Source organism: Njordella calcicola, from assembly GCF_056494125.1.
Map to the genome: position 1 here is coordinate 4,139,151 of NZ_CM151396.1, position 21,088 is coordinate 4,160,238.

A 21,088-nucleotide genomic window follows, 5' to 3' on the forward strand; every position below is an offset into this window, starting at 1 on the left:
CCTTGCACGTGATGTGATGTAGGTTGTTTCTCTCCTTCCTCACCAATACACCATGAGACTAGCCAAGGCCCTCTTCCAGATATCGTATTCATTCTCAGGCACAACTCTGCGACTCAGCAGGTTGTGCGCACTGATCGCAATGTGCAGTGTTGGTCTAAGTAGCCTTCCTGCGCAAGAACTTGTGGTCATACCTCATCCGCAAATGCATTCTGAAACGATGCCGTTGAACGTTCCCCTGACAGAAGTCGCTTTGCCAGTGGTCGATAGCCTTCGTCCGCCTGCTGGAACAATCGCACCGTCGATACGTCGATGCTATCAAGGAGATGTGTGGGAAGTTTCCACTCGCCATTTACCTTGTTGCAAGAACACAGCCATGTTTGCCAATCCCGACTTCCGCGTCTATCGCGTGGAGAATGGGCGTTGGAGAACAAAGACGATACAAGACTTTTTCGATGCAACACATACGGCGGACTATGCGAATGATGCAGCCGAGGTGCAGCAGCCACCGTTGACGATTTTTTACGTCCACGGCAACTGGATGACCGAGCAGAACACTCGCGAACGTATTCTGATTGTTAATCGAGCGTTATCCAAGCATGCGCTGCGACCCTATCGCTTAGTTGTATTGTCCTGGCCCAGCGAGCGTGATCGTGGTTTTGTATCGGACATCCGTGAGAACGCGGATTGCGCGGACGTCCAAGCGCACTACTTGAATTACTTGATTCAGCGCGTTTCGCCAGCGTCGCAAGTAAGTTTAATGGGTTTCTCGTTTGGCGCAAGAACAGTCATCGGTTCCTTGCATTTGCTGTCCGGTGGTTCGTTGTATGGTTTGCCCAGCCAGTGCGGCAATTGCAACTTTGAACGTCGCTACCGAGTCACCTTGATTGCGCCAGCGGTCGATCGCGATTGGATTGCTCCTAACGGTCGGTTTGGCGAAGCGACTCGTTCGATTGAATGGATGGTCAATCTTTACAATTCGAAAGATCCTGTGCTTCGTCGCTTCCGTTACATCAATCGTGTATCGAATCCGATTGCGGCTGGTTTTCGCGGTTTCGGGCCAATGTTCAATCCCCGTGCCACCTCGCCTTTGAATTCAGGCGATTTGATCGAGCAGTTTGACTGTGGTTCGGTGGTGGGTAACTCTCATGACGAGAAGACTTACTATGCCGAGTGCCCATACTTCGCCAAAGGCATTCAGAATCTGCTGTGGCAGTATCCTTGATGCGGTCTTTTTGGCCGGCAACAAAGGTAGCCGAGTAGCAGGCACACTCCGTGTGCCGTCCGCAGGAAGTTTTGCCACGGCACACGGAGTGTGCGTACTACCTTTTGCCACGGCACACGGAGTGTGCGTACTACCGATGCCACCAGCGGGCAATCTTGGAATTAATCTTCTGGACTACCAAAGCCACCTGTCGCGATGGCCGCGATTTCCGCTAAAATGATGGCAGCGTGGCGGACTCTTCCTACCAGGAGCAAATACGATGGACAAGCAAATTGAACTAGACTTAGTACCAGAACAAACAACGCAACCGTGCTGCGGCTTCACCACTTTCACTTCCATGCTAGGCACCAAATCCATGGTGCTTGGTATGCTCCTACTCAGCTTTGCCTCAATCGCAACCGCGGCATTTCTGGTAGGACGTTCACAAAGTACCACAGTAAGCCAACTGCCGCCGGAGTTTCTGCGAGCGACAGCCACGCATGGTGGCACCGATATGGCAATCGCGACAGCGACTGTCGATGAAGAAAATGAAGCGATCTTCTTTTTGGACTTCAAAACAGGTGACTTAACCTGCTACGTCTACTACCCACAGTTCATGCGTTTCGGTGCCAAGTACATGTGCAACGTTACCGAGCAACTAGCGGCGACCAAAAACGCGGAATACCTGTTGGTCTCAGGGCGCATGCAGAATCCGCCAGCGTCATCCAATACACGTTTGGCTCGCAGCCTCATGTACGTGGTCGACACCAAATCTGGACAATTTGCCGCTTATGGAATTCCTGTAAATCGAGCGATGCAAAATTCTGGCCAGATTCAAGCGGGCCCGATTGTGTTCGTTGGCGGTGGCGAGGTTCGAGCTCCTTCGGCAGGCAGCTCACGCCGTACAATTCCCAGTGGTGCTGACCCAGCGGCCGTTCCCGCGGATCCAAATGCCGCAGCGCCACCACAACGCAAACCGAATAATCGGTAGCGATGATTCTGGGCAAGTGGAAAACACTTGCTAGATTATGATCTTTCGGCTGGAACATTGAAGCGTCCAGCCTTTTTTACTTTATAGCGATCTTCGTCGAATAATATGGCATTCCAGGAGTGGGTCAGCGGCCGCGTTTTCAAGTTCGTACATGGCAATAACTTGGTCTACAACACTTGCTGGGAAGATCCACGGTTGGATCGCGAAGCCATGCAGTTGACCAGCGATGACCGTGTCTTAGTGATCACTTCCGCTGGATGCAATGCGCTGGATTATGCGCTCGCCGGCGCGGGCGAAGTCCATGCGGTCGACATGAACCCTCGGCAAAATGCGCTTTTGGATCTTAAGTTGGCAGCCGCCCAGGCGCTGGAGTATGAAGATTTCTTCCAAATGTTCGGATCGGGAACGATGCCTGGCATTGACGGGCTGTATGCATCCAAGCTCAGACCTCATCTGCATGATTGGTCGCGACGTTACTGGGACCGCTGGATCAAGTTCTTCGATAATCCGCGACGCAGCTTTTATTTCCGCGGAACCAGTGGCGCGTTCGCTCGAGGCATCAGCGTCTACATCGACCGCGTGGCTCGTATCCGCAAGGAAGTTAACGAACTCCTCGAAGCCAAAGACCTCAGCGAGCAGCAAGCGATCTACGAACGCGTGCACGAAAAAATGTGGTCGCGATGGCTGAAATTTGCGATGAATCGCGATACCACGTTAAGCTTGCTGGGCGTCCCGAAAGCTCAACGGCGACAAATCGACACTCAGTATCCCGGCGGCATTGTGAAGTTCATTCAAGATGCGATGGAAGCGGTCTTCGCCAAACTGCCGATGCATGACAACTATTTTTGGCGAGTGTACATCACTGGGAAATACACGCGCACGTGTCTGCCCGAGTACTTGAAGCCTGAATCGTGGCAGCAACTGCGCAGCGGACTGGCTGATCGGATTCACATGCATTCCGATAGCGTACAAGGTTTCCTTGAGAAATATGATGGCACCATTTCGCGATTTGTCTTGCTGGATCATATGGATTGGCTAAGCGACCATTTTTTTCCGCTGCTGGAAAGCGAATGGCAAGCGATCATTAGTCGCGCGGCTCCTAATACGCGGATCTTATGGCGCAGCGGTGGGCTGCGTACCGACTTTATCGACAACGTCAACGTCAGAGTGGCCAATCAAGAAACGCGACTGCCCGAACTGTTGCGATACCAAACCGATCTCTCCGATCGGCTTCACCAACTCGATCGTGTCCACACTTACGGCTCGTTCTACATCGCCGATCTAACCTTGCCTGCGTAAGGTTGGAACGATCTACGAAGTCTGGATCATGCGTTGGACTTAGAAGGTGTTTTTAACGTGCTGGTTGAACGGTTGGAGTGACCGTCAACTTCTGCTGTTCGGAACGCCGCTGAACTATAACGCCCAGCGGCTCACCGGCTTTTGCAGCCGCGATCAAGCGAATCGCTTGCGTCGGCCCAAAGACCTTTTGTCCGTTGATTTCAACCAGCAAGTCGCCTCGCTTCATCCCCGCTCGCTCCGCCGGCGTGTCTGTCCCCAAAAAACTTTGCACGATCGCACCCGTCACGTCTTTTCGGCCAGCGAGTATGGCATCGTCTTGGCTAACTTCCGCCAGTTGGACTCCGATCCAGGCTCGGTCAACCGCTCCCGTTTGTCGAAGCTGTGATATGATTTCGTTGGCAATGTTCGACGGAATCGCAAACCCCACCCCCGCGAACTGATCGCCAGCAATCGCGGTATTGATACCGATGATGCGACCAGTGATATCGACTAAAGGGCCACCGCTGCTGCCAGGGTTGATTGTTGCATCGGTTTGTAAAAAATCGTGGAAAGGGTTATCGGCATACAAGCTGCGAGTGGGCGAACTGATCACGCCTAAGCTTACGCTGCCATCCATTCCGAATGGACTGCCGAAGGACCACACGAGCGAGCCGGCTACCACGCCACGCGAATCGCCCCACTCCATTGCTGCAGGGACTTTATCCGCGAGCTTGATCAATGCAAGATCCGTCAAGGGATCATACCCGACAACCTTCGCCGACGTCTGTTGGCCATTTGCTAAGGTTACGCGGATCGCCTGCGAACCTCGGATCACGTGATAGTTCGTTGCCGCCCAACCGTCAGTGTCCACGATAACGCCCGAACCAATTTGCGATTGTTGCGGGATCATGCCAAAGAACTCTTCCAATCGATCGCTGATGGGTTCGCGTTGATAACTGATATCCAACCGAATTACCGCTGGCGAAACCTTCGCTACGATCGCCTCAGACCCTTCCGAGAACGACATAAGAACATTGGTGGTACTATCCGGACCTCTGTGTGCATCGCGTTGCCAGCAGCCAGCTAGACAGATCATCGTCAGCAGTGCGATAGATTTCGCTGATCTTGTCGAGTATGTCAAAAGCGTAACTCACTCGTTGCGAACCGAAGCCACGATGTTGGCCAAGCGTATCAGGAAAGGAACACAACGGGTTATAACATAATCGCGTACGATTGTCGTTTCCCCTGACCTGCTATTCAATTCCGGTTCATAGCCCCGCTTGATTTACAAAATGACCAGGAATCTACGCAACCTTGCCGATCAAGCTGCGATAATCTTGGCATCCACCTCTTCGCCCCGAGATTCTTATGACGCGTTCAAGCTCTTCTAATGCCGTGTTTTGTATGCTGGCTGTTGCCACGCTGTGGACCTCCGCATGCCAGATGGCAACAACTCTTCGCGCTCAAGACTCTTCCAAGCCAATTGCAATGCCCAGCGAATCGCAACTGCCTGGTCAAAAACGCACCGTACCCGCAGCCGACAAATTGCCCAGCGAATCGAGCTTGCCTCGCTTCATCCAATCCGACCCCAACCGTCCCGACGCGACCGATTCGAGTCCCGACGATTCTAACGCTGGGCGAGATCGACTGGACGCAGTGCTTGCAGAAAGTCGCGATCAAACAACATGGCTGCGACTTGTGGAAGCAGAGCATACTGCCACAATCAACACGCTGCGTTTTGACCACACAAGCGATCGGTTGTTCTCTGCAGGGCACGATAAAGTTGTATTGGGTTGGAGTCGTCGGGCTGACCAACGTTGGTTTCACTCTGGCACGTATCGCTGGCAAGTGCAACGGGCTGAGCGAGGCGTAATTCGCAGTATCGACGAAGCGAACGGACGGCTTGCCATCGCCGGGACAAGTGCCGAAGGTCAGTTGGGCGATATCGCGATCATTGATCATCAACGCAACCAATGGTTGCCACCCGTGGTCACTCCGGATGACGCGCATCGGTTCGAGGTTCACAAGGTGTGTTGGGTAGGTAAAGATCGCCGTCAGTTGGCGGCTATCGATTCAGGCAACGGGCTTGCGATCTGGAGCGAACTGGAATCGGGAGCTTGGCAACCACGCTGGCTGAGGAAGGCAGGCGTTGAACAAGAAAACCGTCGACACTTGGCTGCACTCGGTCTCGAATCGATCGTTTATCAAGCTGCCGATGATGCCAATGGAGTTTGGCGTTTAGGGATTTCCGATGTGGCCACGGGGCAAACAACTTTGACTTTGTCCCCGCTGATTGCTCGCGAAGATCTTGACCGCGTCCTGCAATCGTCCGTGACTAGGTTTCAGCAGTTCGCTCAATCCAAAGGCGTAACTGCGTCGCGCGAACAAGCCCTGCAAACGCTCGCTCAGCCAGCCAAGCTGGCGAGTATCGCAGCAGCCAAGTCGGGTAAGTATCTGTTCGCAAGCGACGATGCTGGATTCCTGTATGCTTGGAATGCCAGCGGCAAGCTGTTAATGAAACACAAATGCTCGTTCGAAGACAGGTTGGCTTATGTCGATGTCGCGACAAGTGGCGTTGGCAATCGATTCGCCGCTTTAGCCGTGAATCCGCAGGAAAGCCAATCGCTGGTCGAAATTTGGAACATCGAAAACGATGATAACTTGCAATGGATACGTTCCAGCAAGTTCGCTTCGCGTGCGATTGGCATTGATCTTGATTCGGGGAACCAACGCATCGCGATTGGGTTAGATCGCAGCGTTCGCTTGGAACCAATCGATGCACCGGAGCAAGCGGTCGAATTGCCCCAGCAGAAGACGATCTCTTCAATCGCTGCTGCACAGTTCAGTACCACGTTGCCTTATCGCTGGAAAGTCACTCTTCCGAGCGCGGCCGCACCGCAGCAGTCCAGTGGAGTCGCCTTCAGCAGCGAAACGATGAACTGGATCGGAGTCGACGAAGCGCTGTGGCATCCATTATCCAAACAGAGCGACAACTTTCAGAGTGATGTGCTATCGATTGTGCATGAACCGCCCACGGTGGCAAATCCCGTCGGCTTGACTTGGATTATGCGCGATAACATGAAGTGGACGGAGCTGCCTCAAATCAATGGCGACAAATCCTTACCGATCCGCCAGCCACGTTGCGTGGCATGGTGCTGCGACGTTGCCGCCGCGATCGCTCAGCGGACGCCGATCCTGTTCGCTTTGGCCGATGACCGCGAAGCAGCAATCTTTATGTTTGCGATCCGCGATCCGTTAGCGCCCAAATGTGAGTTGGTGCGCGTGTTTCGTGGGCATGAATCAAGAATCCATTCGCTCGATTGTTCGCCCGACTATCGATACGTGCTCTCTAGTGCGTCGGACTGTACGCTTCGATTCTGGTCCCTGGATCAGATACTAGCCGAACCCAAGGATCGAACACGACGGACTTGGGGTTGCGATTTTGAAGCGATTGAAGATGGAGTCGAGGTTTCCGCCGCTTTGTCCGCTGGGCCGCTGTATGCAAAAGGATTGCGGCAAGGGGACGTTTTGACAGAAATCTCATGGGAAAAACGACTGGATGGCGGGACAAGCGAGCGAATCCGCTATCAGGAACCACAAGAGATCGTTGCCTTTCTGGCTCAGGCCCCCTTGGACTTGCCGTTGCGTTTCATTTATCGTCGCGGCCAGCGCCAGAACTTAGGCTTTCAAGCGTACCCGCACTGGCGCGAAATGGCGACACAGCTTGTGGCCATCGATCGCGAGTGGGCGATGTGGACTCCGTCGGGCATCTATGATGCATCCTTCAATGGCAACTCTCTGTTTGGATGGCAAGTAAATCGAGGGCTTCGGCAAGCGCCCGATTTCTATCGCGCCGATCGGTTCCAGCAAGTACTGGAACGACCTGACTTGATGAAGCTGCTTTTGCCCTCTGGCAGCATCGACAATGCAGCGTTGACTCTCAGCGACAATCGGCAAGGCATGCAAAGTGTGCTTGACAATGCGGTCGCGCTGACGCCGCGTATCGATATCCGCTGGCCGTCGCCCAATGCGGTGATCGATAGCAACGTGATCGAAGTCAGCGCCGACATTCTACTGAGCGTTGGTCAGTCGCTCGATAAAGTCCAGGCGTATGCTAGCGGCGTGCCCGCTCAGCGTGTTACTATCGCACAAGCTCAACCTCTGAGCGATGGGTTCATGGTCGCTCGAGCGACTTTCGAAATGCATCTACCATCCGACGAAAACCAAATGATCCAAGTTTACGCGTCAACTCGTGAGCGGTTGGTGGGGGCTGCCGAAGTCACGGTCAGTCGTCAGAACGTGACGCGACCGGCGTTGAGCAAAATGCTGGTTGTCGCAGCCGGCGTCAGCAAGTATCGCGACAGCCAAATTCCAACTCTGGACCGTGGCAGCGATAACGCGTTGGCATTTACGCGAGCCGTACAAGCGTCGGCCAAAAGTTTGTATCAGGTCGATACGATACTGATGGTCGACGAAGAGGTGAATCGAGCGAATTGGCGAACGACACGCCGGGAGCTGCAGCACCAAACACAAGATATGCAACCTGATGACGTGTTGATCATTTACCTTTCTGGCCATGGCGTTGCGGATCCTGATTCTGACCAATACTACTTTGTTTCCGCCGATGCAAGCTATCGCGATTTGAAGCTTGGTAATTTCGTGGACTGTTTAAACTTCGCAGACATCGCCGTGTGGAAGGATGTCGCTTGTCGCAAGATCGTGATACTGGACACTTGCCACAGTGGTGCAGTGCAAACGTTGCAGCGTGAGCGGCTGAAGAACGCGGTCCGGATGTTGCAAAGCGATTTAGTGCTAACGCTCACGGCGACCGAAGGCGATCAGTTGGCGGCAGAGTATGTTGGGGAGCAAGCCAGTGTATTTACCTCGGCGATGGTAGCGGCATTGCAAAGCCAAGTGGACGACAACAACAACGGCTACTTGGACTGGCCAGAGATCACACGTCAAGTTTCGCAATCCGTGGTACAGCGATCGAAGTCATCCGCAGTGCCTCAGTTTCCGACAGCAGGCCCTCGCGAGTTGCTAGAGTATATCACGCTTCCATTTCAGAAGCTGCAAGCGAGCCGTTAGCGAGTTGCACCCGGCAGCGACGACGCGGCCCGATGGGCACGCGGTTAAACGAAAACGATGCGCAGCGTAGGCCGGTAACAAGGTCACTTGTGCTCTTGCCGGAACCGCGCAACGCCAACTAGCAGGAAAACTGCGATATGGTAAAACCTGAAGTGCGGATTCCCCCCGCCAGCAACGTGCGAAATCGACCTGCTGGCCGATCGACCGGGGACCTACATCCCAACTCAGAACACAACTCTCCCAACCACACTCAAAGAAGGAAATGCAACATGACGAATGATCCCCTGAACCGTATGCTGCGAATGGGCTTGGTCGGCGGCGGAATCGGTTCTTTTATCGGCAAGGTGCACTCGATCGCCGCTTGCTTGGACAACCGCGCCGAAGTGATCGCCGGGGCATTCAGCAGCGACCCCAAACGCTCCAAAGATTCCGCCGCGGCTTATGATGTCGCGCCCGATCGAGCCTACGGATCGTTCGAAGAAATGATGAAGGCCGAAGCAGCTAAACCAGCCGGTGATCGGATCGACTTCGTCAGTGTGACAACCCCCAACCATACGCACGCCGCAATCGCCAAAGCGGCTCTCAAAGCGGGCTTCCACGTCGTCTGCGATAAGCCGATGACGTTCGATCTGGCGGAAGCAGAAGATCTTTGCAATACGGTCGAAGAAACCGGCAAGGTCTTCTCGCTAACGCACACGTACACCGGTTACCCAATGGTGCGTCAAGCGCGTGAGATGATCCTGAACGGTGAGTTCGGCGAAATCCAAGCCATCCGCTCTAACTATATCCAAGGCTGGTTACGCTCCAAATTGGAAGACTCCGATCAGAAGCAAGCCTCTTGGCGTACCGACCCCAAACGCAGCGGTGCCGCTGGTTGCTTTGGTGATATCGCGACTCACGCCTATAACATGGCTCGCTATATGACCAATCTCAAGCCCGCTGAGATCGCTTGTAATCTAAAGACATTCGTCGAAGGCCGCGCGCTGGACGATTACGGCACAGCACTTGTCCGGTTTGAAAACGGGGCCTTAGGGACCGTCACTGCCAGTCAAATCTCGCACGGTCGAGAAAACGACATGTACATCGAAGTCGATGGGACCGAAGCGTCGTTGTTCTGGCGACAAGAAAACCCCAACGAACTTTACGTTCGTCGAAACGGCAAACCGCATCAAATCTACACGCGCGATCCAGGCGGCGGATACTTGCACGGTATCGCCAACGCCGCTTGCCGTCTGCCCAGTGGCCATCCAGAAGGCTACTTCGAAGCGTTTGCAAATATCTACACAGCCACTTACGAATCGATCTTGGCTGCCGAAGCAGGCAAACCTTTCGAAGCAAAGGACACGGTCTACACTAACGTGTATGATGGCGTCGAAGGTATGTTGTTCATTCAGCAGTGCGTCGCCAGCAGCAAAGCCAATGGCGCTTGGATGCCGATGAAGCACCCTCGCATTCGCTAGCCCCCCCCAACCTGCAGATATCTTATGACCCGCATCAGTATCGCTCCCCATTTGATGTTTCAGTTTGCCGCTCAGATTCACCAGTTGAAACCAAGCGTCAAACAGAAGGACATGTGGGAGCTCGCGGGCTCATACGCTCTACCTTGCTTTTCAAAACTGCAGAACGAAAAACTTAATCCCCCGCAGATCGCGGCCGCCATGGCTTGGTCGTTGCAAGGGATCTATCTGCAAGGTAGCCTGCCTATCGATTTGGTCAGCGGCTCGTTAGCGAAATCCAACAAGACAGTGTTTCGATTTTTCATCGATACACGCGGCGCGCTTGCTAACAAGAGGTTGACCAAGTTCTGTCACCAGATCAACTACGATATCCAATCGGGGACACAGAAAATTCAAGCGTCCCTGATCCAAGGAAAATCGGATCTCAACCCCAACTCCCGGGAAACCAACCACAACAGCGCAATCCAATGCCGAAGCGCAGTAAACGGGGACGCTTGGACCTTGTACAGCTTTTTGCCGGCTGAATTACTGCATGGGTATCAACCCAGTGAGTTCCCGCAAATCAGCTACTTCTTTGACTTGCTCAGCGGCCTGCAATGTATCGTGAATGCTGGGACGGACAACAAGATTCGCTACGACCAGGATCCCAGCGTTTGGATCCGCGGCCAACTTAAGGCAGAATGATTCGCACGCGATGGTTCTCGCTGTCGCCAATCAAAATCGCTCCGTCGGCTTCCACCCACACGCCATGCGGGCGTGCCAATCGACATGCCAGCGGATCGACGGAGTCTTGCCCGTCGCCGCGCACACCGTCGCCGGCAATCAGTTCCAAGGTCCCGCGAGCTCGATCAATCATACGAATAGAATGCGATTCGGTGTCGGCCAAATAGATGTTCCCATCGCGATCCAAACTTACACATTTCGGCCCTGACAAAGTCGCTTGCAACGCCGGGCCGCCATTGCCAGTAAAGCCGCTTTTGCCCGTTCCCGCAATTCGCGTCAACGTGCCTTTCTCCAAATCCAATTGCAGTACCGAATTGCCCTCGCGCAGCGCGACAATTAGACTTCCATCCTTGGCAAACGCCAGCGCCCGGGGGCCATGCAGCGACGAGCCGCTGATTGTCGAACCATCCGCCGCAGTAGTCCGCTCGCCCGTTCCTGACCACGTTTCAATCGTGCCCTGCCGGACATCAAGTCGGCGGATTCGATGATTTAAAATGTCGCAAACATAGAGCAACCCATCGGGACCAAAAGCCAGGCTATGCGGCTGGTTGAACTGCGCAGCTATCGCGGGACCGCCATCACCGGAAAAACCTGCTTGCCCAGTTCCAGCTACGGTGTGGATCAGACCTGTCTGGTGGTTGATCTTTCGCACAACATGGTTGCCAACTTCGACAAAGTACAGTTCGCCGGAGTTGTCCCAAGCCAGTTCGTACGGCTGATTCAAAGCTGCCGCAGTGGCAAGCCCACCATCGCCGGAGTAACCTTGCGTACCATTGCCGGCATACGTAGAAATTGTCCCGCGATCATCGATCCGACGAATACGGTGGTTGTCGACATCGCAGATATAGATCGCGCCATCAGGCCCTCTCGCAACTGCAAACGGATTGTTCAACCGAGCGAGTTCCGCTGGACCACCATCGCCGCTAAAACCTTTTTGCCCGGTCCCTGCCAGCGTAATGATTTCAGCGCTGCTAGCAGTGCTGAGCCAGCAGCATAAAACGGCAAGTCCCCACGCCAACGACAGCCACCCTCGCATGCCGAACTCCTGCTTGCTTCTATGGATTCAAGATCACTTCAACGACAGACTTGCCAGTATCCTAGCCAATGCAATTTCACGATTGCCGCTTAACTCCAGGAATTCGCGAGCGCGGCTGACTTCCGGACCGGACGCTTCACGTCCCAGTTTCGCCAAGTAAAGATGCTGGACCACTTGTGTCCAATCCAGCTTGGAAGCGGCCAGCTTTGCGATCCATTGCGATGTCGCGGGTGAAGGATGTTGCGATCGAATCAGCCAGTCTAGCTGGCCAGCGCTAATGCTGCGCGCAGCCGTCGAGCTCGCCGAGGGACGTGGAGGATTCGAATTCAACTCGAGCTGTTTGGGTTGCGCCAATACGACCGGAGAAGGTCGGTTCTGTTCCGACAGCCAAGCAATCAAGCGTTCGTCAGAAGTCACCGTCGCGTCAGGGTTGGGAGAATAACGTGCGAAGGTCTTCATCTGCTGTCGCAATTGTTCGATGTTCTCTGGCCGAGACACAAGGTACCACGATTCGGTAGGATCAGCCGTCGGCACCGAGAACGCGCTGGACATCACCATCGTCCGCAGCAAACTACGCAACGAATCACTGGAGCCACCTTTGGCTGTCGCTAGAAAGCTGCGCAACTCGCTCAGCTCACTAAACTCGGCCGTGCTCTCAGGATCACTTGCCAAGCGATTTCGAAACAACGCACTCCAAACGGCGTCAACGTACGCTTCATGAGCTGGCTGGCTGCGAACAAGCCACTGCACCCAAGTTGTCAACGCAGCGGACGCTTGTGCCTCGTCCTGCACCACGCGGCCGGTCAATCGGACTGCTGGCCCAAGCTCAGGGATTTTCGCCGCGGCCAACTGCACTTTGCCCTCGGCATCGTCATAGAAAAGCTCTTGCTTGACATTCCAAGCCAAACGTTCACCATCCACTTGAAGTTTGTTGACCAAACCAGCAAGTCCCCAGAAGCGATCAAAGGCGGCGCGGTCCACTGCCACCGCCGAACCGCTCCATGCCGCTGGCGAGTCGTTAGCGCTGTGGCACTGAGCACACGCGGCTTGACTGCCTTCGGCCATCGCAATCAAACGTGAACCACGCTGACGGCCATCCAACTGACGGTGAATTCGCCACCAAGCTCCCTTGGCATTCGCGTTGCCCGCGATCCCACTGGAGCCGCGGGAGGCAACTTCTTCGGTATCGACAGCCAACAGGTCTTGCCACAGTTGCACGACCGATTGATCTTCACGCAATGCTGTTGCAATCAACTCCTTCGCTGCTTTCACATCGACTGCACCTTGCGGCGAAGCATTCGCGGTCAAGCTAAAATAGCTGTCAGACAATCGATCGGTCCACAAGCGAATAAACGCGTCAGTGCGAGTCAGCGAATTGACAAATTCAGCCCGTGTTTGCTCATTATCCGGTTGGCTGGTAATCGCCAGTTCGATCGCTTCGTCAAGCGGTTCGCCAGTCAGTGCCAGCGATACGCGGGTTGCCCATTGGGCCAATGGAATCAGTTCCGGCCTTTCGTAACCCAGTTTCGCCCATAGCTGTTCAAATTGCGAGTTGATGGTGGCAACAATCTGCTGCTCGTCCGCACTCCAAAGTTCGGTCGTCCCCCCTGTCCATCGCTCATCGCCGCTGGCTTGGTTGCGATCGCGATCCAAACCAAAGGGAAGTTGAGCGATCGCAGTGCTTGTTGCATCCGCTGCATCGCCTTGTTCAGCCAACGAACTTCCGGAATCGCCAACTGCCAATTGACGCTCGCTGCTGTTTGCGATGATCGTCGCAGCAGGTGCCTCGTCTGGATTCCCGATGTTGGACTCCGTCGTAGAACCGCTTGTCGAACTGCCATTGGATGCAATGCGATCGGCGTCGGGCAAGTTCCAAGCATCATTATTGTCGGCGATGGAATCCGATGGATCATTCGTTTTAACTGGCAGCAGCGAAGCGGAGAAGATCAGCAAACTGGCGGCCAACGCTGCGGTAACGCCCATCGCAATTCTCGCTGGCAGCGAACGGAATCGCGGCTCGAATTCAACGCTTGCGGAACCAGTTCCCGCCGTATCGGTGTTAGCGATCTGTGATACCACGCGGCCTGTCTGAGACCAAGCAGCGAGCTCGAGCTTTCCAGCCGCTTGCGCCTTGTCCAAACGCTGAACATCCGACTCTTCCAAAAAAGTGGCACTTGCTAGAGCGGCTGAAAGCGTATCGCTATCGAGCATACGAGGCTTTTTTGACCGGAAGTGTTCGTCCAGCAAAGCATCGATGAGCGGATCGGCGTCGTCAGGGGGGAGATTCATAATGTTCATGTTTTATCTCGGCGGTCTTGAAGTCGGGCTTCAATGCACTCTTTGAGTTGTGATTTTGCCCGTTGCATCAAGTTCTTTGCGCCATTGGGACTTATCTTTAAGGCTTCAGCGATCGATTCGCGGCTGTTACCGTCGCGGAACCGCATCTTCAATGCCAGTTGCGCTCTGTCTGTTAAGCGATCGAAGCATGACTTTAGGTACTCAAAAATCTCGTCTTCGGAGTCTGCATTAATCCAGCGAACCCACAGTTCATCGCATTGATGAATCTCGGCTGACAGAATTGTGCGTTTTGTCTTGCGCCGGTAATCGATCAATAGATGGTAAGCGACGCGACGAAGATAAACGGCAGTCGCCGCGTCGTTGACGACTTCAAAAGGTTTGCGCAGCACGGCCACGAACGTATCCTGGGTCAAGTCGTCAGCCAGCGTGTCATCGCAACCCAAGACGCGCAGATATCGCCAGATCTTGACCTGATGACGGTCAATCAACGCTTGCAGGTCGATAGCAGGGTTCGCAGGGACGGTGCCTTCAGACTGCGAACCTTGCATAACCGAGTAATCCTTAAGCGAACAATCCATCGATCAATTTTCCGCCGCCAGCGATTTTCATCGGACGACCGTTCTTGGCAGTATACGTGGTTTCCAAGGATATCCCCAACGCGTGGCAAACGCTGCTCATCAGGTCTTCACTGCTGTAGGTTTGGCCTAGAATTTCGGTACCATCTTCATTGGTCGCACCGATCGCTTTGCCACCTGCGAATTTGCCGCCACCGACCACGACGCTCCAAGCTCGCGCCCAGTGATCGCGCCCAGTGTCAGCGTTGATTCGAGGTGTTCTACCAAATTCACCCATCCAAATGATAGCGGTATCTTGCAGCAAGCCTCGTTGCTCCAAATCTTCCACCAGAGCGCTCATGCCCCGGTCCATCTCGGGCAAGCGTTGATCTTCCAGCGAGCGGAAAATACCTGCGTGCATATCCCAGCCGCCAAGGTCCACTTCGACAAACGGCACGCCAGCTTCCACCAGACGTCGCGCCAACAGGCAGCCTTCGCCAAAGCCTCGACCATAGCGATCACGCACAGCTTGAGGCTCTTTCTCGATACGAAACGCATCCATTTGTTTGGAAGTCAACAAATCCAAGGTCTTGCCTAAAATCTTGCGGTGGTCTTCCGAAGCAGAACCACGTCGTTGCGATGCAAAGTTCGTTTCGATCATATCGAGCGCTTGCATGCGTTGCATCAAACGCGCTTGGTTCAGTCTCATATCCAAGTCGCGAATCTGCCCATTGCGAGAGACATTGAACGGTGCCCACGCCATACCTAGGAAGCCGGGCCCTTCGCTCGCGCCGCCGACGCTAACAAACGGCGGAATTTCCAAATCGGGTCGCGTATGAGCCAGCTCATGCGCGATCACCGCACCATAGCTTGGATGCTCGACGTTCGCATTGGGCACGTAGCCCGTATGCATATAATAGCGACCTCGGTTATGGTCCGCTTCTCGAGTGCTCATGGAACGCACGATCGATAGATTCTTCATCTGCTGAGCGATCATCGGCAAGTGTTCGCAGATTTGCACGTCACCAGTGGTCGAAATTGGTTTGAAAGGACCGCCGGTAGCTGAGCCTGGTTTGAGGTCCCACAAATCGATCGTCGAAGGGCCGCCCCCCATCCACAACAAGATCGCGCTCTTGTTATTCTTCTTCAGCGTGTCAGCATGCACGCGAAACGAGTGACCCAGCGACAGCGAAGCACCCAGCATGGCCGATGCACCCGCCATATGGCTCATGAAGTGCCGTCGATTCATTCCCGTTGGTGTAGCGTAACGATTCCACATGGTAGGTTCCTCAGAATGGTGATTGAGACGTTTAGATAAGAGCGAGCAAATGACGAAAAGAGACCTATCGATTAGTGAATAATGATAAATTCGTTGGAATTTAAGATGGCCCACCACAAATCCTGCAACATCTCGGCTTCATTGCCGTTGCGTGCAGAAAGTAAGTTTTTTGCAATAACCAATTCGTTCGGACGTGCCTTACGAGCCAGCCCCGCGGCGAACAAGTAATTCACCTTCTGGACCAGTGGCGCTTTGTTCTCGGCGATTTGCCGCAGCCAAGTCCCCGGTTCAATGCTGATCGCGTTGTTCATCAATTGGCCGTTGAACATCATCAACGCTTGTGGGATCGAACCATTGAAGGTCGTCGTCTCGTCCCCTTCGTCGGTACCGAAGGCAACCACGAATTGCTGCAACCACTGATTGCGGTTCGCTTGTTGCTTCTCCAGCGAATCGTTACGGTTCACTTGAGTGGCCACCACTAGCGACTGATAAAGTTGCTCGGCAGACATTTGCCTTGAGTAGAAGTGCGTGAAGCGTGGCGGTTCGCCAACGTTCGGATCGTCCACTTCGTTCTGTTTGGTTGAAGACGAAGAAAGCTGATAGGGTGTCGACAAAACGATCCATTCCATCAGCGCCTTCATGTCGTAGCTCGCCTTGCGAAAATCTTCGGCTAAAGTGTCCAGCAACTCGGGATGAGTTGGCGGATTGTGCGGCCCCAAGTCATCGATTGGCCGAGTGAAGCCGTAACCTAAGAAGTGTGCAAACATACGATTGACAATGGTTCTGTCCATGTAAGGGCTCGCCAACACCAGTTTGCCCAACTCCGTACGTCGGTCCACTTGGCTTAGATAACCGCTGCGTCCGATCGCTGTATCGTCTACAAAAACTGGGTACGCAGTGCGTACGACACTGTTGCGCAGTTCGTAGAAGATTTCCGCTTCTGTCGCATTACCGCTTTGTCCGGGGAAGTCTTCATTGATCAGTTCAATATGATCAATCTGGTTAGTGCCTTGCACATAACGCATCAGCGATCGCGATTGCCGGAAGAAGGCGTTCAGTTCCCAGAACTTGCGTTGCTTCCATTCGTTGAAAGGATGGTCATGGCACTGCGTGCATTGCACTTGCAAACCCAAGAACGTTTTGCTGACCGACGCTGTGGCCTGCGTGCCGTCCTCTTCGTTGACTTTCATCGCCAGATAGTTGACTGCTCCGTTAAATTTGTCCGTGCCAGGCTTGCTGGTACCGGTGGCCGTGATCAACTCGTAAACCATTTGGTTGTAGGGTTTGTTCCTTGCGAAACTATCGCGGAGATACTTCTCCATACCTTGCCGGTTCGTCAGCGAGCGGTCTTCCATTCCGCCATTGCGACCGATCAAGATATTGGTCCAAATGGTCGACCAGTTGGTTGCGTACTCTTCGGTGTAGCGGTCGTCGTACAACAGCGTTTGGACAAGCTTCTCACGTCGATTCTTGTCGGTATCTTTCGCGAAAGCTTCCAACTCCTGGAAGCTGGGGATACGGCCCAAGATGTCCAAGTAAACGCGGCGGCACCATTTCCAGTCATCTTCTACGGCGCTAGGGGCCAGTTCATAATCCCGCCAGCCTTGGGAAATCAGTTCATTGATCTTTTCTCGAGTTGTCGCGGTCGCGAAATCAAACTCCGTTGCCGCTCCTGCCGATTTGGCGACTGGGCGAGCCGAAGCGGTCGGCGATTTGCCATCAGGCTTGGTTTGAGCCGACAGTCCGCTGGCCAGAGCGACCAAGAGGCAGCAGGCCAAGGTGCCATAAAGCGATCGGTATCTCGGGAAAGTCGTTTTCATGAGGAACAGCTCCCTCCACGGGGCAGCGTGGAAATGTTGGCTTGCATGCGACTGGCGAAACGCCATCCATTGCGGAATAAACAACCAAAAGAACGCTCAGTCAACCTCAATTGTACTCTAGATTTCACAGCGAACGCGGGCTTACGGGCAGTTAAGCTCGTTTTGTCGACCAGCATCACCGTTAAAACCGTCGTTTCTGCGGAAGCACACGCAGCGCTTGAACTTCGGGACCAGCCAGCGACTGCCTGCGCACGACGGTCCGCTGAGCCACAGGGCAAGTCAGTTTTTCAGTCTTCGCGATTAGCCGGAATGCGTTAGCATCGGTTCTCTTGGAAACCGTGATCTAACGCTCAACGGCTGATTGACCTGGATTCAATAACTGACTTGCCGTGCGCTGAGCCATAGAAAAGTGGCTGAAACGGCCAGTCTGGCTAGATATTTAGCCACCATTTCTGGTAATCTGCTCCTATTCGCGGAACCTTTTAGAAAGTTCAATGTCGCGGTTTTTGTCAACCGTTCGATCCTAAACGCACTGGAAGCTAGCGAAAGTAGTTACGTTGTCTTGCAAAAAGCGGTCATGAAAGCGTTGGATGGCCGGAAAGACGACAGATTTTGAACCGCTGGATTTCCGCTGCATGGCGATCGAAGATCAAAAGATATCCTTAAGCCATTTGGACCGAGACGGATCGGCCCGAATGGTGGATGTATCGATGAAGCCAATCACGCAGCGGAGTGCGATAGCACGCGGTTGCTTAGTGATGTCAGCTTTGGCGGCTGAAACAGTCCGATCGGGGGCTTCGAAGAAAGGTGATGTGCTGCAGATTGCTCGCATCGCCGCCATTCAAGCCACGAAACAGACCAGCCAACTCATTCCACTTTGTCACGTCCTGCCTTTAGAAAAGGTCAATGTCGACTTCGTTTGGATCGAAGATTGCAGAATACAGTGTACCGTCGAAGTGCTCGCGACGGCCAAAACCGGCGTAGAAATGGAAGCCTTGACGGCCGTTAGCGCGGGGCTTCTAACGATCTACGACATGTTGAAAGCAATCGATCGATCGATGGTGATCCAAGACATTGCACTATGGACGAAAGACGGTGGTGCCAGCGGACCTTATCGACGCGAAAGTACTACTTAACATGGCTCCTATCACGGCAATTACCGACGACTTTACCAAGGCCAGCAAGATGCTCAAAGCCAACTTTCTACCAAGTCGTACTGGGACGTTTGAAATTCCCAAGTCGCGTGTAAACCTTCCCAACCGCTTGCGAGCCAACCGTGTTTCTTCTTCGATAACCAAGGCCGAGATGGACTACCGCGCTGAATTGCAAGACGCTTTGCGTACGATCGGCCAACCACTTGCCGATTGCGAACGCGTGCTCAGCGAATCGCTGACGAGCAATCAAGCGGCGATTCAACCGATGCTGGATTACGTTAAATTGCTCGGGGGCAAGCGACTGCGACCGGCGCTGCTCCTGCTGTCTGCCCAAGCGATCGGCACGGTTACAGAGGAAGCCATTCGTCTGGCAGCCGTGGTCGAACTTGTGCATACAGCCACCCTAGTTCACGACGATATCCTGGATGCCGCTCAGTTTCGTCGTCACCGTGCAACGTTGCATACCAAATGGGATGTGCACAGCGCTATACTTATCGGCGATTGGTTGTTCACACAAGCTTACAATCTAGCCAATGCTGGTGAATCGACATTGCCTGGCCGCTGGATCGCGTGGGCATCCAAGTCGGTCTGCGAGGGCGAGATTTTGCAGGGCCGCGCAGCAGGCGATGCGACGCTGGCGCAAAGCGACTATCTCCAAATGCTGGCTGGCAAGACGGGCGCGTTGTGCGCAATCAGTTGTGGCTTAGGCGCATGGGCGGCAGGTGCCGAACTGGATTGCTGCGAACAACTGTACGACTTTGGAATGAAGCTGGGCATCGCTTTTCAGATCCACGACGACTGGTTGGATATCTGGGGCGACAATCAAGCTACCGGTAAGAGCATTGGTGCCGATTTGCAAGCGAGAAAGTGGACGCTGCCGTTGCTTCGTTTCCGCGACACAACCAGCGCTGCACAGGGTCAGGCTTTGCAAAGTTTGCTTGATGCAGAAACGGTCGACGTGGAAGGGGTAAAGGCGTTGTTGGCTCAGACCGACGCTGAAGATTTCACGCGCGAACTGGCTTGCGATTTCGCAGCCCAAGCGTTGGCCAGCATCGATTGCCTCAAAGGCACTGCCCAATACGATGCTTTGTCTCGTTTGACGATGGCCGCAGTGCGTCGAGCTCGATAGGCTTGCGATCCGCCGCGCGGTCAAACATCAAAGCTCGTTGCGGTTGCTGAACTCCATCTTGAACCTACACTGTGCGCAAGACTCATAAAAACACCACCCATAAAAGGAACTCGGCTAGGAAACGCTACTTTTCGCGGCACGTCGCCACTGATTTATCTGCGCCAGATGATAAGCTTCATGGGACGCAAGCAGATATACAGCAACTGCTCCAACGTTTGCCGCGAACTGGCGAATCTCAATCGGCGTCTCGCGAGAAAAATGCGTCGCATGTTTGGCGCGTACTGCGTTCTCTGTCATGACATGCAATTGCTTCAGTTCCGACAGCAACTCCGCTTTGCTCTGGTAATCACTTCGATCCGTCGTCGGGATGGAGCCAGGACCAAATCGTTGCTGCTCCTCGGCAGTTAAGCTAACTTGATGCTCGTCGAGCAATGCAAGCAGGAACTTCAACGATACATTTAAGTGGCTGAGCGTCCAAGCAGGATGATTGACCAAGCCATTGGGTTGCTCTACAAAGCTCTCGTCAGGGATATCTTCAACAGATTGTTCGATGTAACCCAGATGATCCTGAAACACTTGCAACAGCGTCCCAAGCTCCTGGCCGGCAGGTCGATGCACAGCCATAACTCGCGCTTCGATCAGTGCATTGATGGTCTCGTCGGCTGGCCGAATCTCGAACGGCCCAAGCTTTACTCCCGGATGCTTCGACATCAGTTCGATGGCGTGAGCCATGTCATCCGCCTCCAGCAGCAGGATGCCGCCTAGCTGCTCTTTGGTTTCAGCAAACGGACCATCCGTGGCAATCGCTTTGTCGCTGCGGAAATGCAAGGTGACTGCATTTTTGGCTTCTTGTAGAGCTTCGCCTCCCAGGAAATGGCCATCTTTTCGCAATTGTTGGTCGTAAGCGAAACATTCTTCCATCGCGGCTTTCAATTCAGATTCGCTGAAGTTGGCAAACTTGCTGTGATCAGCGAATCCGAGACAAACGAATTTCATAATATTGGCACTCCTTGAAAGTGGATCGCATGTGGTTTTCGCATTAGTCGCTTGGCAACTTACCAATTCGACCGAGCGGAAGAA

15 protein-coding genes are annotated in these 21,088 nt (G+C 53.9%); 8 read left to right on the forward strand and 7 right to left on the reverse strand.

The features are described 5' to 3' along the window. Positions 1-217: 217 nt before the first annotated feature. The 3 genes from SH302x_RS16200 (at position 218) to SH302x_RS16210 (ending at position 3,491) form a co-directional block, all read left to right on the forward strand. Positions 218-1,222 (forward strand): hypothetical protein, encoded by a 1,005-nt coding sequence (locus SH302x_RS16200; protein WP_479363440.1) that lies wholly within the window; start codon positions 218-220, stop codon positions 1,220-1,222. 259 nt (positions 1,223-1,481) lie between these two features. Then, positions 1,482-2,192 (forward strand): hypothetical protein, encoded by a 711-nt coding sequence (locus tag SH302x_RS16205; RefSeq protein WP_479363441.1) that lies wholly within the window; start codon positions 1,482-1,484, stop codon positions 2,190-2,192. A gap of 105 nt (positions 2,193-2,297) precedes the next feature. After that, entirely contained in the window at positions 2,298-3,491 is a 1,194-nt protein-coding gene (locus tag SH302x_RS16210) for a BtaA family protein (protein WP_479363442.1), read from the forward strand. 52 nt (positions 3,492-3,543) lie between these two features. Here the strand turns inward: SH302x_RS16210 and SH302x_RS16215 are convergent, their stop codons facing one another. Then, complete coding sequence (locus tag SH302x_RS16215) at positions 3,544-4,497, reverse strand: S1C family serine protease (protein WP_479363443.1); 954 nt, start codon at positions 4,495-4,497, stop codon at positions 3,544-3,546. Between the two features lie 341 nt (positions 4,498-4,838). Between SH302x_RS16215 and SH302x_RS16220 the strand changes: the two genes are divergently transcribed. The 3 genes from SH302x_RS16220 to SH302x_RS16230 all read left to right on the forward strand — a co-directional run bounded on the left by SH302x_RS16220 (position 4,839) and on the right by SH302x_RS16230 (position 10,699). After that, positions 4,839-8,558 (forward strand): caspase family protein, encoded by a 3,720-nt coding sequence (locus SH302x_RS16220; protein WP_479363444.1) that lies wholly within the window; start codon positions 4,839-4,841, stop codon positions 8,556-8,558. A gap of 269 nt (positions 8,559-8,827) precedes the next feature. Then, entirely contained in the window at positions 8,828-10,018 is a 1,191-nt protein-coding gene (locus SH302x_RS16225) for a Gfo/Idh/MocA family protein (protein ID WP_479363445.1), read from the forward strand. Positions 10,019-10,042: 24 nt separating this feature from the next. After that, positions 10,043-10,699, forward strand: coding sequence for a hypothetical protein (locus SH302x_RS16230; protein ID WP_479363446.1), 657 nt, complete (start codon positions 10,043-10,045; stop codon positions 10,697-10,699). Here the strand turns inward: SH302x_RS16230 and SH302x_RS16235 are convergent. The 5 genes from SH302x_RS16235 to SH302x_RS16255 form a co-directional block, all read right to left on the reverse strand. Then, a complete protein-coding gene (locus SH302x_RS16235) occupies positions 10,686-11,774 on the reverse strand; it encodes an NHL repeat-containing protein (RefSeq protein ID WP_479363447.1) in 1,089 nt (362 codons plus the stop codon). The genes SH302x_RS16230 and SH302x_RS16235 overlap by 14 nt on opposite strands. A gap of 33 nt (positions 11,775-11,807) precedes the next feature. Continuing rightward, positions 11,808-14,072, reverse strand: a complete 2,265-nt coding sequence (locus SH302x_RS16240; protein ID WP_479363448.1) for a hypothetical protein — start codon at positions 14,070-14,072, stop codon at positions 11,808-11,810. Next, complete coding sequence (locus tag SH302x_RS16245) at positions 14,069-14,650, reverse strand: RNA polymerase sigma factor (RefSeq protein ID WP_479363449.1); 582 nt, start codon at positions 14,648-14,650, stop codon at positions 14,069-14,071. Before SH302x_RS16245 ends, SH302x_RS16240 begins: the two co-directional genes overlap by 4 nt. After that, the gene (locus SH302x_RS16250) at positions 14,634-15,905 is read right to left on the reverse strand and encodes a DUF1501 domain-containing protein (protein ID WP_479363450.1); all 1,272 of its coding nucleotides are present in this window, start codon (positions 15,903-15,905) and stop codon (positions 14,634-14,636) included. The genes SH302x_RS16245 and SH302x_RS16250 overlap by 17 nt, the downstream gene beginning before the upstream one ends. A gap of 71 nt (positions 15,906-15,976) precedes the next feature. Next, on the reverse strand, positions 15,977-17,725 hold the full coding sequence (locus SH302x_RS16255; RefSeq protein WP_479363451.1) for a DUF1549 domain-containing protein: 1,749 nt from the start codon (positions 17,723-17,725) through the stop codon (positions 15,977-15,979). Between the two features lie 590 nt (positions 17,726-18,315). Between SH302x_RS16255 and moaC the strand changes: the two genes are divergently transcribed. Then, positions 18,316-18,861 carry a cyclic pyranopterin monophosphate synthase MoaC gene (gene moaC, locus SH302x_RS16260; RefSeq protein ID WP_479363452.1) on the forward strand — a complete coding sequence of 182 codons (546 nt, stop codon included), beginning with the start codon at positions 18,316-18,318 and terminating at the stop codon, positions 18,859-18,861. A gap of 1 nt (position 18,862) precedes the next feature. Then, complete coding sequence (locus SH302x_RS16265; protein ID WP_479363453.1) at positions 18,863-20,008, forward strand: polyprenyl synthetase family protein; 1,146 nt, start codon at positions 18,863-18,865, stop codon at positions 20,006-20,008. 114 nt (positions 20,009-20,122) lie between these two features. Here the strand turns inward: SH302x_RS16265 and SH302x_RS16270 are convergent, their stop codons facing one another. After that, entirely contained in the window at positions 20,123-21,004 is an 882-nt protein-coding gene (locus SH302x_RS16270; RefSeq protein WP_479363454.1) for a YciI family protein, read from the reverse strand. Between the last annotated feature and the right edge of the window lie 84 nt (positions 21,005-21,088).